Raw genomic sequence first — 13978 nt, 5'->3', positions numbered from 1 at the left:
GCTTACTCCTTCACCGGTTTTACTTGACGACGTGTTTCATAATCGAGACCACCTTCCACAGCCCATTCCGTAAATGAAACTAAGGAATGTTCCAGTTCGCGTGGCTGCCATTTATCGGTTAGGTAATCGTCATTGGTGTAATATTCGAAAGCACCACCAGTTGGGCTATTAACGTACCAAAAATAGGCAGATGAAATAGGGTGGCGACCCGGTCCAATAAAGGTGCTCCATTGCTGGCGGTTCATTGCTAGGCCGCCGCCAATCACTTCATGGATATCACGAACCGTAAAAGCGACATGGTTGAGGCCGCTGCCACGATGAGGAAGCTTCAGCAAAAACAGGTTATGGTGGCAACCGTTTATTTGTGTCCGTAAAAAGACGGCACGGTCGATATAACGGTCAGAAACTTGAAAACCCAGTTTTTGGCAATAGAACGCTTCTGTAGAAGGTAAGTCATCAACAAAAAATACCACGTGGCCGACGTTAATAGGGGGGGCTTTTTCGTAAACCGGGCTGGGTTTATCAATACGGCGAATATCCCCCCATTGGTTGATAGCGGTGACTTCTAATTCAACCGTTTTTTGTTTACTGATGGTAAAAGCGACTGTCATGCCATTTGGGTCACGGCATTGTGCGCCATCTGGCGTCAGTTGAAAGCCATCACAGGGCCTAATTTTCTCAATGATCTCTTGGAGTTTATCCGAGTTTTCAACACCCCATGTAATGCGGCGCAGTGTTGAACCCGCTTCAAAAGGGGCTGGCAGATTTGGGTCTTGGTGTGAAAATAACTGTATTTCTGCACCAGATAAGGTCGTGAATAACGAGGCGTTATCAGAGGCCGCTTTGAGGCCAAAATCATGTAAAAATTTCTGGCAGCTAGGGATATCTTCAACACCAAATTCTAATTTTTCTATTCCAATCACTGACATTGTAAAGTCCTCTATCGATTGGTGTTATTGCCAAAGGTTTTTTTGGACAAAAAGAACCTGAGGCTTATGGCAATAAACCTAAAAATGTGTGGATGATATTTGGTTAACGCTAAACGGCTTTTGCTTGGCTCATGCCACCAATAAATTCAGTGAGTTTTTGGGCTGCATAGCTCACTTCATTTTGTAATCGCCGGCACTCTTGTGCAGGGATGCTATTCATTGGCACCATGATGCTAATCACCGCTTCTACGCCATTCGCTTGGTTATAAACAGGGTAAACAATGGATGAAATTCCTCGACGATAAAATGATTCACCAATCACATAGCCTCGCAGTTTGTCAGCTTGGATCATTTGCCAAAATTCCTGCTTACAGCCTGCGTTATCGGGGAGTTCATCATCAGGGTAAAGCGCATCAAATTCAGCGCGAGTTAACCCGCTGAGTAGCATTCGACCCAGTGAGGTTCGGTGCGCTGATAAACGCGTGCCTACGCTAACATGGTTAATCTTTGATTCTGCGCCACTGACTCTGGCGATATAAATAATGTCCCGACCATCTCGAATGACTAAATGGCTGTTACATTGGCTTCGGTCTCTGAGTTGCTCGATAATGGGCTGGCCTAACTGGGTTAAATCGAGTGAGGCAATATAGCCAAGACCAAGGCTGAGTACTTTGCGGCCTAATGAAAATGCTCCAGTACGTGGATGTTGGACGAGGAAATCCAAGTGCACTAAGGTTTGGATCGCACGGTAAGCCGTTGCTTTGGGCATATCGACTAAGCGGAGGATCTCTGCAAATGTCAATTCGCGATGCTGTTGAGCGAGTAACAGAAGAAGCTGTAGCCCTTTTTCCAAACCGGGTACTAGATATTTACACGTTGAATTCATGGTCCTCACCTCTTTACCGACTGAATGGCGAAATTAGTTAAAAATAAAGCCACCATTAACTGGGATTAGCTGGCCTGTGACAAAATCGGCCATGGGCGAAAGCAAATACAAAGCGGTTCCCGTAACGTCTTCGGGCATCTGCTCTCCTTGTAATGCTCTGCCATTTTCATATAGCTGGTGGCGCTCAGCGGGAACGTATTCGGTCGCTTCGACTTTAGTGAGCCCAGGGGCAATCGCGTTGACGCAAATACGGTGAACACCGAGTTCACGTGCCATTGAGCGTGTCATACTGATGATAGCCCCTTTACTGGCGACATAAGCCATTAGCTTGGGGGCTCCCCAAAGTGCGGTATCAGAGGCAATATTGATAATTTTGCCGCGGGAACTCTGCTTTAAAAAGGGGAGAGCGGTTTTGGTGACTAGCCACGTTCCTCTGACGTTCACTGTCATGACCTTATCCCATAGCGCCAAGTCATATTCGTCGAGCAGTTTCCCACCCACTCCGGTTGCCAGAGCCGCATTGTTAATCAGCCCATCAATTGCGCCTTGTTGACCAATACTGTTGAATGCATGAGTGATTGAGTCAGGATCCGCTAAGTCGAGAGAAACACCTTGGGCTTCAAACCCTTGTTGTTGTAAGGACTCGACACTTTCTTGTAATCGTTGTTCTAGGATGTCACATAAGATAACTTGAGCACCTTGTTCTGCGGCGGCTTGTGCGAAACTCAAGCCAAGTCCTCTCGCAGCTCCTGTGATTACAATGCGTTTTCCTGCCAAGATATCATGCATTTTCAGTTTCCTTATTGTTGATTAAGTCAAACTGCTTCTTCGCTTCGCGTTGCATAATACGGCGTAGGCGGGATAAACCCACATCGTGCTGATAAAGAAATTCTTTATCACGTGCATTTGGTGTGAGGTTTTCTAAAATAATGCGATCTTGTTCTAAAACATCCCAATGCAGTCCTTCTAGGCGGTTGCGGTACATAAAGCGCCATAAATCACGTTGCCAGTCTTTCACTTTGCGAATACGCCAAAAGAAAACACGAGTATGGTGACGGTCTTCAGGTACGACCATGCCGATAATCCAAAAGTGCCCACCAGGGCCGAAGCGTTTTTGATATGGGATAGATAAACGCAGCCAATTTGCACCCGTACTCGCGAATTCCACCCAGTCAAAGTTGACACCTATTTGGTCATTTTTACGGAAAATAAAGCCATTTTTTGTTGCTTCTAGGATCATTTCTGATTGTTTGTCACCTTCCGCCATTGAGTGTGATGATGAATGGAGGTAAGTGCCATGCATTGGGTCCATCACGTTTTCTAGTGCATATTGGTAATTGCATTTCCACGATGCAGTACAGAGGAAATTGCTGTGGTTTTCGTCATCAGCTAATTCTTCAGGAAATTCGAGGGTGGGAGGTGTTTCACCGTCAATTACCGCAAAATAGAGAAAGATGGCACCATGGACTTCTTGAACGGGATAGGTTTTTAAACATTTTTGGCCTTCAAGAGGGCATTGGCTGACCGCTGGAACATCTTTAACGACGCCATCTCCACCGACTTCGACACCGTGATACCAGCAGGCAATACGTTCACCCAAGTTCCAACCCATTGATAAACGGGCACCACGGTGAGGGCATCTATCTTCTAAGGCATGAATTTGGCCTTTATCATCACGCCAAAGCACGATTTGTTCTTCTAAGCGAGTAATACCGATAGGGTTACTACTGACTTCCCAACTGGATAATACGGGGTACCATTGCCCGCGTAATCCGACATCCAGATAATCTTGGTAGTTTTGAAGTTGTGTATTTGTCATCATCATTTGCTTCCGTTTATCAAAGGTGTTTTTGTTTTCTTTTCTTAGTATGACAATGTGCTAGTAACCATTGACGAGAAGAAATTCGCGGAAACTGCTTGTGGACCAAGGTTGCCCTTGTCGGTCATATAATTGCTGTTGATTTAATGCACTAACTAATTCTTCAAGTGATTCAGTGCCTGCAGCGAATAGCGTTTCCAGTGCAAAAATGAGTTTGTTTTCATACTCATCAGGCATACGTGAACGTGTTTGCCAAACGATATTCGGTGCACTTCCTGGCGCTTGGATACTGCCTTTACCACCTTCTCGTGCTGGGATAATTTGATTATTTGCTGGTAAATACGGATTAATATTTTGAATAGGTTCCATTTCTACTCCTCAATCAAACTGATTTCGATTCGGTTATCGTGAATGCGTGTCTGGTAGGTTTTGAGGTCTCGCCCACCAGGTTCGCGTAAACATTTACCCGTTTTAATATCGAAAACGGCTTCATGTAATGGGCATTCCACTTTGCCATCTTCAACAAAACCTTGGCTTAACAGGGCATAGGCATGTGGGCAAACATCTTCTAAGGCATAATATTGGTCTTCAACTAAGAAGATCCCAATTTCGGCATCATCAACTTTGGCTGAAAAAGGAAATTCTTCTTGAACTTGTGAGACATCGCAGACAGCAATCCAGCTCATGGTTTTCTCCTTTTGAATGTGTTGTAACATTTTGTTTCATATGCGAAACATTGTTTTTTATTTAAAACCAGATTAATTGTATGGGTGATTATTAGTCAATCAAATGTTGGTTAAATGTAAAATATTCGTTTCAAAATGTGGGGTGTGTCGAGGTTATGATGGAGTTTGGTTTCATATGAGAAACTTTCGATAGGTTTATTCAAATAGGACTACTCGTTTATGGTGTTTGGGAAGGAAGTCATGGAGAAATGTGAAAAATAATCTATAGAATAATAAGCTCAATATATAAATTAATATCAATAGGATATTGCATATAAGCTCTTAATATCCTATTGATGGTATATTCAAATAAATTATTTCACTTTTATTTCCTTGATCTCAAGTGAAGTTTTTTTTATGTTTTAGCGCGAAAATACCCTCACAGTGCTAAGGGGATATCTCAGTGAAAAGTGGTATACAGTTACGCATCAAAGGGAAAGTGCAAGGTGTGGGGTTTCGCCCCTATATTTGGCAGTTAGCCCACCAATGCAAATTATTAGGTGATGTTTGTAATGATGGTGAAGGGGTGCTAGTGCGTTTATGTATTGGTTCGGATCTCACTGAATTTACTCAGTTATTGTACCAACATTGTCCGCCATTAGCCCATATAGAAAGTATTGAACCGCAACCTTTTCAATGGGATAAATTACCCGATACTTTTACTATTCGCCGTAGTGGTGAAGGTAAAATGGACACGCAAGTAATTCCAGATGCTGCCACTTGTGATGCGTGCCAACAAGAGCTTTTTGCCCTATCAAATCGGCGTTTTCATTACCCGTTTACAAACTGTACGCATTGCGGCCCCCGTTTCACTATTATTCGTCATATGCCTTATGATAGACCCAATACCGCAATGGCCGATTTTCCTTTGTGCCCTAATTGTTTAGAGGAATATCAATCCCCAGCAGATAGACGATTTCATGCACAACCGAATGCGTGCGCGGTGTGTGGCCCTGAAATTAAATTATGCGACTCATCAGGAAAAACGATTGCAAATAAAGAGAACGCATTAGTCTTGGCAGCTCAGCAGTTATTGGCAGGGAAAATTGTTGCTATTAAAGGGATTGGGGGCTTTCACCTTGCTTGCGATGCGAGTCATGATGAGACGGTAGAAGCTTTGCGCGTACGTAAATGCCGCCCAACTAAGCCACTTGCGGTAATGGTTCCATCACTGAATTGGTTAGAGTTGCACAATATGCCGCTTAGTGATGGCCTATGTGCATTATTAAAAAGCCCTGCCGCACCGATTGTGTTGATTAAAAATTGGAAAAATCATGTATTAAGCCAATATATTGCGCCAAAGCTAGCGGAAATAGGTGTTATGTTACCGTCTAATCCGTTGCAACACCTATTGATGGCACAAGTTAATTGCCCATTAGTGATGACATCAGGAAATGTATCAGGAAAGCCCCCTGTATTGAGTGAGCAAGCTGCTCTGGCTGATTTAACGGATATTGCTGATTTTTTCCTCACTCATAACCGCGATATTGTCCAACGTGCAGATGACTCACTGGTGCGTTATCATGATGGGCAAGCGGAAATGCTCCGTCGTGCGCGGGGCTATGTCCCTGATTCGATTGATTTACCTAAAGGGTTTGAAAATTCCCCACCAATACTGGCTTTAGGGGCTGATCTTAAAAATACCTTTTGTTTATTGCGAGACAAAAGTGCAGTAATGAGCCAACACCTAGGCGACCTTGATGACATGGATATTTTTGAACAATACCAGTCTGCGATTGCATTATTTGAATCTATTTATCGTTTTACGCCAACCGCTATAGTTTCTGATATGCATCCTAATTATGTGAGTACGCGCTATGGCGAGGCGTTATCACGGCAATTACGAATCCCATTGATAAAAGTGCAGCATCATCATGCGCATATCGCAGCGGTAATGGTTGAGCATGGTTTACCACTAAATGGAAGTAAAGTCATTGGGTTAGCTTTGGATGGTTTGGGGTATGGTGATGACCACCGGCTATGGGGAGGTGAATGCTTACTAGTGGATTATAAATCCAGTCAATACCTAGGAGGCTTGCCCCCAGTTGCACTGCCGGGAGGGGAATTAGCTTCTCGGCAGCCATGGCGTAATTTCCTTGCGCATTGTTTACAATTTGTCCCCCAGTGGCAAAAGCAAGAGAGCGTTGCTTATTTAATGTCATTTCCTTGGCAAGGCTTACAAAAGGCGATTGATAAAGGAATTAATAGCCCAACGGCTTCATCTACTGGGCGGCTTTTTGATGCGGTTGCTGCGGCGTTAGGTATTTGTACGGCACAAACTAGTTGGGAAGGGGAGGCCGCTTGTCAACTGGAAGCGATTGCAATGAAATCTCCCGTGAGCGTACATCCGGTCACTATGCCGTTAGTTGGCCAACAATTAGATTTACATACATTTTGGCAGCAATGGATGGCGTACTGTGCGCCTAAACCACAACGCGCACATGCATTTCATGTAGCGTTAGCGGAAGGTTTTACTGAGCTAGCAAGGAAATCAGCGAACCAATATGGTACTAAGAAAATTGTTTTGTCAGGTGGTGTGATTCATAACCAACTATTGCGAGAACTATTAGTGAATAACCTATCTGAGTTCGATGTGTTATATGCAAAACAATTTCCTATGGGAGATGGTGGGCTATCATTGGGGCAAGTCGCTATCGCTTCTGCGATGTTGAAAAATTAATCTATTACTGATGGGCAGTATTATATTTATAGGATTGTATATCTACCTATTTTTCAGCTTTTCATTTTAATAGATTATATTGTATTTTTGATATTGATTCTTATTTAACATATTTGTTTTTATATTAATAGTTGGATTATTATTAATACACCTATTCTGCTTAATTAATTATATTACGATAATGAATCTAAGTATTATAATGAAAAATAAATGGTTTTTTATTTTAAATGATGTGATGTATAACGCAGTATTGAAAATCAAATCTATTTTTTTATATTTTCCCTCTTGTTTTAACACAGGTTACTGAATCGATTTTTCTAGCAAATATATAAAAAAAATAAAATTTCTTATTGCCTATTGATGAAGATCAAATGATTTAGGAGCGGTAGGAATAGGATCTTATTTTATATTTATGCATCAGGTTAATTAAATAAGAATTTATTTCATTAGACTTGGTTTTGTTTACTTTTTTAAATAGACAAATACAGGCCAAAGGTGTGTGCATCATTTGTACACAGGGCTTTGTAGTATCTATAACCTTAAGATAATAAACAGAATTTGCCTAATGAATAGGTTCTAAGCCACCCATAATAATAGGAAAAAAGAATGATAGGAGATAACTCTATTATTTCTTCTCATGGTATTAATCGCCGTGATTTTATGAAGTTATGTACAGCACTGGCAGCAACAATGGGGTTAAGCGGGAAGGCTGCCGCCCAAATTGCTGAATCTATTAGTGACCCAGCACGACCACCGGTCATTTGGATTGGTGCCCAAGAGTGTACGGGGTGTACGGAATCTTTACTGTGTTCTACCCACCCGACCTTGGAAAATTTAATTCTCGATACCATTTCATTGGAATACCACGAGGTGCTGTCTGCCGCCTTTGGTGAGCAAGTTGAACAAAATAAACATAATGCGATGGAGAAGTATAAAGGGAAATATGTTTTAGTTGTTGATGGATCTATCCCATTGAAAGATGGTGGTATTTACTGCATGGTTGCAGGTAAACCGATTGTTGAGCATATCCGCGAAGTGGCTGAAAACGCTGCGGCCGTGATTGCGATTGGTTCTTGTGCTTCGTGGGGGGGCGTCGCTGCTGCAGGTGATAACCCAACAGGAGCCGTGGGTTTAGATCAAGTCATTAAAGACAAAACAGTTATCAATATTCCTGGTTGCCCACCTAATCCACATAACTTCCTTGCGACAGTCGCGCACTTAATTACGTTTAATCGCCCACCAAAACTGGATAGTAAAAATCGCCCAATGTTCGCGTACGGTCGTTTAATTCATGAACACTGTGAGCGTCGTCCTCATTTTGATGCGGGCCGCTTCGCAAAAGAGTTCGGTGATGATGGTCATCGTGAAGGTTGGTGTTTATACCATTTAGGTTGTAAGGGGCCTGAAACTTACGGGAACTGCTCAACATTGCAATTCTGCGATGTCGGCGGTGTCTGGCCTGTGGCAATTGGTCACCCTTGTTATGGTTGTAATGAAGAAAATGTGGGCTTTCACAAAGCGATCCATCAGTTGGCGAGTGTGGAAAACCCAACACCACGGGCGGATAAACCGGATGTCAATAACCGCGAAGGTGGCCAAATTTCATCTACGGCTGTGGGGCTAATCGGTGGTGTTGTCGGGTTAGTGGCTGGAGTCAGCGTGATGGCGGTACGTGAGCTAGGCCGTCAAAAACGCCAACAAGATACTGACTCACGGGGAGAATAACCGTGAATAGACGAAATTTTCTTAAACTTTCCGCTGGGGGAGCATTACTTGCGGGAAGTTCACCCAGTTTGGCGGGGCCAGAAAACCGCCCGCCGATTCCCAATTCTTTGGGAATGCTATATGACTCGACCCTGTGTATTGGGTGTCAGGCATGCGTGACAAAATGCCAAGATATTAACCATCCGGAACGTAACCCGGTCGGGGAACAAACTTGGTCAAATAATGACAAACTCACCCCTTATACCAACAATATTATTCAGGTTTGGAGCAGTGGAACAGGCGTTCATAAAGACCAAGGAAAAGACGGTTACGCCTACATTAAAAAACAATGTATGCATTGTGTTGACCCTAACTGTGTGTCGGTTTGCCCTGTTCAAGCCCTGAAGAAAGACCCAAAAACTGGCATTGTTCATTACGATGCCAGCGTATGTACCGGCTGCCGTTATTGCATGGTGGCGTGTCCTTTTAATATTCCGAAATATGCCTACGATGACAAATTTGGCGCAATTCATAAATGCGAGTTATGTAACCAAAAAGGTGTCGAACGTTTAGATAAAGGCGGCTTACCCGGTTGTGTTGAAGTTTGTCCAACGGGCGCGGTGATTTTCGGAACGCGAGAAGAATTACTCGCAGAAGCGAAAAAGCGTCTAACACTCAAAGTCGGTGATGAGTACGGTTATCCACGTCAAACTTTGCACAGTAATGACCCGAATGTGATTAAAGTGCCGAAATACGAATCTCATGTGTATGGCGAGCTCGAAGGCGGTGGCACGCAAGTTATTGTTCTTTCAGGTGTACCCTATCAAAACCTTGGGCTGCCTGAGTTAGAACAGTTGTCCACAGGAGCCCGTTCTGAGTATGTGCAGCACACGCTTTATAAAGGCATGGTACTGCCGCTCGCAGCGTTGGCAGGGTTGAGTTTCTTGGTGTACCGCAATACCAAAAATGATAAACACGAAGGAGATGACTCAAATGACGACGCATCATAAAGAGCAGCCGCTAGGCGGGCGTTTAGTCAGTTGGCCAATCATGGTCTTTGGGCCATTGGTGCTGATTTGTGTCATCTTGATTGTTAAACGCTTGGTCTTCGGTTTGGGCTCAGTTTCTGACCTAAATGGTGGCTATCCTTGGGGGATTTGGATTGCTTTTGACTTACTAATTGGTACCGGTTTTGCTTGTGGCGGTTGGGCACTGGCTTGGGCGGTGTACGTATTTAACCGCGGTGAATATCATCCGTTAGTGCGCCCCGCATTATTAGCCAGCTTGTTCGGTTACTCTCTCGGTGGTTTGTCCATCACTATTGACGTAGGCCGCTACTGGAACTTGCCTTACTTTTACATCCCCGGTTTCTTTAACACCAATTCGGTGCTGTTCGAAACCGCAGTGTGTATGACGATTTATATCGGGGTGATGGCGTTAGAATTTGCCCCCGCACTGTGTGAGCGCTTTGGTTGGAAGGTTTCGTTAAAACGTCTAAATAAAGCGATGTTCTTTATTATTGCTCTTGGCGCATTACTGCCAATGATGCACCAATCATCAATGGGGTCATTGATGATTTCAGCAGGGCATAAAGTCCATCCTATTTGGCAAAGTTATGAAATGTTGCCACTACTCTCATTACTGACTGCATTCATTATGGGCTTTTCCATTGTGATTTTCGAAGGGTCATTGCTCCAAGCCGCGTTGCGGGGGCAAGGCGCTGATGAACGGCCACTGTTTGTGCGTATCACTCGGATCTTGCAGGTATTGTTAGTGCTGTTCTTGGTCTGCCGTTTCGGTGAACTAATTTATCGGGGCAAGTTGCACCATATCTTCAATACCGATTTCTACGCCATGATGTTCTGGATAGAAACCGCATTAATGGTTTTCCCATTGATTATTTTCCGCATGCCATCATTGAGAAATGATTCACGGTGGTTATATGCAAGCGGTTTAAGCATGTTGATTGGGGCGGCCATGTGGCGGATGAGCTATTCCCTCGTTGCATTCAACCCTGGGGGCGGATACGACTATTTCCCAACAACAGAAGAACTTTTAATTTCAATAGGTTTTGTGGCAATAGAGGTATGCGCTTATATCTTATTGATCCGCTTATTACCTGTTATTCCAGCATTGAAAAAAACAACGATGAGCCATTCAGAGGCCCGAGGTAAAGCATGAGCCAACGTATAACAATAGACCCAGTCACTCGTATCGAAGGTCACTTACGCATTGATTGTGAAATTGAAGATGGAAAAGTCACCAAGGCTTGGGCTTCAGGCACGATGTGGCGTGGTATGGAAGAGATAGTCAAAGGAAAAGACCCTCGTGATGCATGGATGATCATGCAGCGTATTTGTGGGGTTTGTACCACAGTGCACGGTATTGTGTCGGTACGCACGATTGAGAGCGCCTTAAATATTGATGTGCCAGTGAATGCGCAGTATATCCGTAATATGATTTTAGCCGCGCATACTATTCAAGACCATATTGTCCATTTTTATCAATTATCGGCGTTAGATTGGGTGGATATCACCTCTGCGCTGAGTGCAGACCCAAATAAAGCGGCAGAAATTTTGAGAGGCGTTTCGACGTGGCCATTGAATAGCCCAGAAGAATTCACGCGAGTTCAAGATAAAATTAAAAAATTGGTTGCCAGTGGGCAATTGGGTATTTTTGCCAATGGGTATTGGGGGCACCCAGCGATGAAATTGTCGCCGGAGGTGAACTTAATTGCCGTCGCTCACTATTTGCAAGCCCTCGAATGTCAACGAGATGCTAACCGTATCGTGGCGTTATTAGGGGGGAAAACACCCCATATTCAAAACCTTGCAGTTGGTGGTGTGGCAAACCCTATTAACCTTGATGGTGTCGGGGTTCTGAACCTTGAACGCTTGATGTATGTGAAATCCTTTATTGACCGTTTAGGGGATTTTATTGAGCAAGTGTATAAGATTGACGCAGCGGTGATTGCAGCAGGCTACCCTGAATGGCTTGAAGTCGGTCAAGGTGCGAAACATTACATGTGTATGCCTGAAATGCCAATGGACGGTAAAAACGGAAGTTTCCTCTTACCGGGTGGCTATTTGGAAAACAGCGATTTTAGTACTTATCGCCCCATTACTAGCCATACAGATGAGTATTTGATCAACGGCATCAAAGAAAGTAGCAAACATGCATGGTACAAAGAAAATGAGCCACAAGCACCGTGGGAAGGTACTACGAACCCGGATTACACCGGTTGGGATGATGACGGTAAATATTCATGGGTAAAAGCACCAACTTTCTATGATAAAACCGTTGAAGTCGGGCCGCTCGCTGATTTGTTGTGTAAATTAGCGGCAAAACATGAACCGACAGAAAAACACTTTAATGATGTGGTAAACCTGTACCAAACACTGACGGGCAATACGATTGGTGTGGATCAACTGCATTCCACATTGGGCCGAATTATCGGACGCAGTGTTCGCTGCTGTGTGCTGAATGAAACTCTGTCTATTCAATGGCAAGCGCTGGTCGATAACATAGGAAAAGGCGATTACACCACCTTTGTGAAACCACATTTCCCTGAAAATGCCACGATTAAAGGGGTAGGTTTTGGGGAAGTTCCTCGCGGTTTATTGTCGCACTGGGTGGTGATCAAAGACGGTAAAATTGAAAATTATCAAGCGGTAGTGCCATCCACTTGGAACTCAGGTCCGCGTAATTTTAATGATGAGCCAGGCCCTTATGAGCAAGCATTGGTAGGAACCCCTATAGCAGACCCCGCTAAACCCCTTGAAGTGGTGCGAACCATTCACTCATTTGACCCTTGTATGTCTTGTGCGGTGCACATTGTTGACCCTGAAGGTGGCGAAGTCACTAAGGTTAAGGTGCTGTAATGCGTATTTTAGTCTTAGGTGTTGGCAATATACTGCTCAGCGATGAAGGAATTGGGGTACGCATCGTTGAGGCTTTAGAACAACGCTATCATCTACCTGAATGCGTAGAAGTACTTGATGGTGGAACGGCAGGAATGGAATTGATTGGCCCAATGGCGGATAGAGACCATTTAATTATTGCCGACGTCGTGTTATCGAGCCAGCAGGCTGGCTCGATTTTAGTCTTACGCGATGACGAAGTTCCTGCGTTATTTACGCGTAAAATTTCTCCGCATCAACTCGGTTTATCAGATGTGCTATCAGCTTTGCATTTAACCGATGAATTCCCACAGAAGCTAACATTAGTTGGCGTCGTGCCTGAATCCCTCGAACCGCATATTGGTTTAACAGTAACTGGGCAGGCTGCTTTAGAGCCAGCTTTACAAAAGGTCATTGAGGTTTTGCGAAGCGAAGGCTTGGAAATCATAGCAAAAGAAGAGAGTTTGCATGCCGGATGAAATCTTAGGTTATGACACTAACCCTCGGTCTCTGGTGGAGGCCGCATTTACGCGGGTTGCTGAACAATCGATGCATGATTTGTCATTTTTGCATCCGACGATGCCAGTGCATGCCAGTGAATTTTCACTGTTTGACGGGCAATGGGTGGGCGTGGTGATCACGCCATGGATGCTCAGTGCGATTATTCTACCGGGGCCTGAACAATATTGGCCTCGTCGCATGGTCGGTGACAAGGTCGGGTTAATCCTCCCCTATGGTGAAATGACGTATACCGTGGGTGAATTAGACGGTTTAACTCAATATGTTGCTTGCTCATTAATGTCGCCATTAGAAAAGAAAATGACACCGAAGCAAGGTATTCACTTGGCGGATGATTGTCAGCGAATTTTGTTATCGCTTCCAGTGAGTGACCCAAATATTCCTCAAGCACCTGAACGCAGAGCATTGTTTACCCGCCACTTAAGGGGGCAGGATGCATGAGGTTTCGTTATGCCAAAGTACGATAGAAATTATTGAACAGCAGGCGAAAAAAAATGCAGTTAACCGAGTCACTGCTGTTTGGCTTGAAATCGGTGCGCTCTCTTGTGTCGAAGAGAGTGCCTTTCGCTTCAGTTTTGACGTCGTTTGCCGTGGTACGGTTGCAGAAGGCTGCCAGCTTCACATTATTTACCAGCCCGCACAAGCATGGTGTTGGGATTGCAGTGAAATAGTGGAAATAGACAGCCATCAATCAGTTTGTCCATGCTGTCAGGGGTTGAACCTGAAAGTGGAAAGTGGGGAGAGTTTACGTATCAAAGAGTTGGAAGTGGAATAGCTTTTTGAGGTGAGCTTGAGGTGTATCAACCAGACCCTATGG

At 44.2% G+C, this 13978-nt stretch carries 14 protein-coding genes; 8 read left to right on the top strand and 6 right to left on the bottom strand.

Annotated features, from left to right (window positions below; genetic code table 11):
• Positions 1-2: 2 nt before the first annotated feature.
• From M1F26_RS15150 to nirD, 6 genes are all read right to left on the bottom strand, one after another.
• Positions 3-929, bottom strand: coding sequence for a VOC family protein (locus M1F26_RS15150; RefSeq protein WP_318837587.1), 927 nt, complete (start codon positions 927-929; stop codon positions 3-5).
• 109 nt (positions 930-1038) lie between these two features.
• Positions 1039-1815, bottom strand: a complete 777-nt coding sequence (locus tag M1F26_RS15145) for an IclR family transcriptional regulator (RefSeq protein WP_140171535.1) — start codon at positions 1813-1815, stop codon at positions 1039-1041.
• Positions 1816-1848: 33 nt separating this feature from the next.
• A complete protein-coding gene (locus M1F26_RS15140) occupies positions 1849-2604 on the bottom strand; it encodes an SDR family oxidoreductase (RefSeq protein WP_140171536.1) in 756 nt (251 codons plus the stop codon).
• Entirely contained in the window at positions 2597-3637 is a 1041-nt protein-coding gene (locus M1F26_RS15135) for an aromatic ring-hydroxylating oxygenase subunit alpha (RefSeq protein WP_140171689.1), read from the bottom strand. Before M1F26_RS15135 ends, M1F26_RS15140 begins: the two co-directional genes overlap by 8 nt.
• Positions 3638-3694: 57 nt before the next feature.
• Positions 3695-4003 (bottom strand): recombinase-like helix-turn-helix domain-containing protein, encoded by a 309-nt coding sequence (locus M1F26_RS15130; protein ID WP_004257971.1) that lies wholly within the window; start codon positions 4001-4003, stop codon positions 3695-3697.
• Between the two features lie 2 nt (positions 4004-4005).
• Positions 4006-4320 (bottom strand): nitrite reductase small subunit NirD, encoded by a 315-nt coding sequence (nirD, locus tag M1F26_RS15125; protein ID WP_094961062.1) that lies wholly within the window; start codon positions 4318-4320, stop codon positions 4006-4008.
• Positions 4321-4762: 442 nt separating this feature from the next.
• On the opposite strand from nirD, the gene hypF reads away from it, so the two are divergent.
• The 8 genes from hypF to hypA all read left to right on the top strand — a co-directional run bounded on the left by hypF (position 4763) and on the right by hypA (position 13936).
• Positions 4763-7039 carry a carbamoyltransferase HypF gene (hypF, locus tag M1F26_RS15120; protein WP_140171537.1) on the top strand — a complete coding sequence of 759 codons (2277 nt, stop codon included), beginning with the start codon at positions 4763-4765 and terminating at the stop codon, positions 7037-7039.
• 606 nt (positions 7040-7645) lie between these two features.
• Complete coding sequence (hybO, locus tag M1F26_RS15115; protein WP_125890382.1) at positions 7646-8764, top strand: hydrogenase 2 small subunit; 1119 nt, start codon at positions 7646-7648, stop codon at positions 8762-8764.
• 2 nt (positions 8765-8766) lie between these two features.
• Positions 8767-9753: a hydrogenase 2 operon protein HybA gene (hybA, locus tag M1F26_RS15110; protein WP_140171538.1), complete on the top strand. Its 987-nt coding sequence runs from the start codon at positions 8767-8769 to the stop codon at positions 9751-9753.
• The gene (gene hybB, locus M1F26_RS15105; protein ID WP_140171539.1) at positions 9737-10924 is read left to right on the top strand and encodes a Ni/Fe-hydrogenase cytochrome b subunit; all 1188 of its coding nucleotides are present in this window, start codon (positions 9737-9739) and stop codon (positions 10922-10924) included. The genes hybA and hybB overlap by 17 nt, the downstream gene beginning before the upstream one ends.
• Positions 10921-12624 carry a hydrogenase 2 large subunit gene (gene hybC, locus M1F26_RS15100; RefSeq protein ID WP_140171540.1) on the top strand — a complete coding sequence of 568 codons (1704 nt, stop codon included), beginning with the start codon at positions 10921-10923 and terminating at the stop codon, positions 12622-12624. The genes hybB and hybC overlap by 4 nt, the downstream gene beginning before the upstream one ends.
• Positions 12624-13121, top strand: coding sequence for a HyaD/HybD family hydrogenase maturation endopeptidase (locus M1F26_RS15095; protein ID WP_140171541.1), 498 nt, complete (start codon positions 12624-12626; stop codon positions 13119-13121). Before hybC ends, M1F26_RS15095 begins: the two co-directional genes overlap by 1 nt.
• Positions 13111-13602, top strand: coding sequence for a hydrogenase-2 assembly chaperone (gene hybE, locus M1F26_RS15090; RefSeq protein ID WP_140171542.1), 492 nt, complete (start codon positions 13111-13113; stop codon positions 13600-13602). The genes M1F26_RS15095 and hybE overlap by 11 nt, the downstream gene beginning before the upstream one ends.
• Positions 13595-13936, top strand: a complete 342-nt coding sequence (gene hypA, locus M1F26_RS15085) for a hydrogenase maturation nickel metallochaperone HypA (protein ID WP_102137877.1) — start codon at positions 13595-13597, stop codon at positions 13934-13936. The genes hybE and hypA overlap by 8 nt, the downstream gene beginning before the upstream one ends.
• Positions 13937-13978: the final 42 nt, after the last annotated feature.

The sequence above is a fragment of the Providencia sp. PROV048 genome, assembly GCF_033688165.1.
Taxonomy (GTDB): Bacteria; Pseudomonadota; Gammaproteobacteria; order Enterobacterales; family Enterobacteriaceae; genus Providencia; species Providencia hangzhouensis.
Note: the sequence above shows the minus strand (reverse complement) of the source record. Positions and strands in the feature narration are given on the sequence as shown.

Excerpts from the sequence above, each read along its gene's own strand:
- M1F26_RS15150 (WP_318837587.1), bottom strand. The coding sequence starts at position 929 with ATGTCAGTGATTGGAATAGAAAAATTAGAATTTGGTGTTGAAGATATC.
- M1F26_RS15145 (WP_140171535.1), bottom strand. The coding sequence starts at position 1,815 with ATGAATTCAACGTGTAAATATCTAGTACCCGGTTTGGAAAAAGGGCTA.
- M1F26_RS15140 (WP_140171536.1), bottom strand. The coding sequence starts at position 2,604 with ATGCATGATATCTTGGCAGGAAAACGCATTGTAATCACAGGAGCTGCG.
- M1F26_RS15135 (WP_140171689.1), bottom strand. The coding sequence starts at position 3,637 with ATGATGACAAATACACAACTTCAAAACTACCAAGATTATCTGGATGTC.
- M1F26_RS15130 (WP_004257971.1), bottom strand. The coding sequence starts at position 4,003 with ATGGAACCTATTCAAAATATTAATCCGTATTTACCAGCAAATAATCAA.
- nirD (WP_094961062.1), bottom strand. The coding sequence starts at position 4,320 with ATGAGCTGGATTGCTGTCTGCGATGTCTCACAAGTTCAAGAAGAATTT.
- hybO (WP_125890382.1), top strand. The coding sequence starts at position 7,646 with ATGATAGGAGATAACTCTATTATTTCTTCTCATGGTATTAATCGCCGT.
- hybB (WP_140171539.1), top strand. The coding sequence starts at position 9,737 with ATGACGACGCATCATAAAGAGCAGCCGCTAGGCGGGCGTTTAGTCAGT.
- hybC (WP_140171540.1), top strand. The coding sequence starts at position 10,921 with ATGAGCCAACGTATAACAATAGACCCAGTCACTCGTATCGAAGGTCAC.
- M1F26_RS15095 (WP_140171541.1), top strand. The coding sequence starts at position 12,624 with ATGCGTATTTTAGTCTTAGGTGTTGGCAATATACTGCTCAGCGATGAA.
- hybE (WP_140171542.1), top strand. The coding sequence starts at position 13,111 with ATGCCGGATGAAATCTTAGGTTATGACACTAACCCTCGGTCTCTGGTG.
- hypA (WP_102137877.1), top strand. The coding sequence starts at position 13,595 with ATGCATGAGGTTTCGTTATGCCAAAGTACGATAGAAATTATTGAACAG.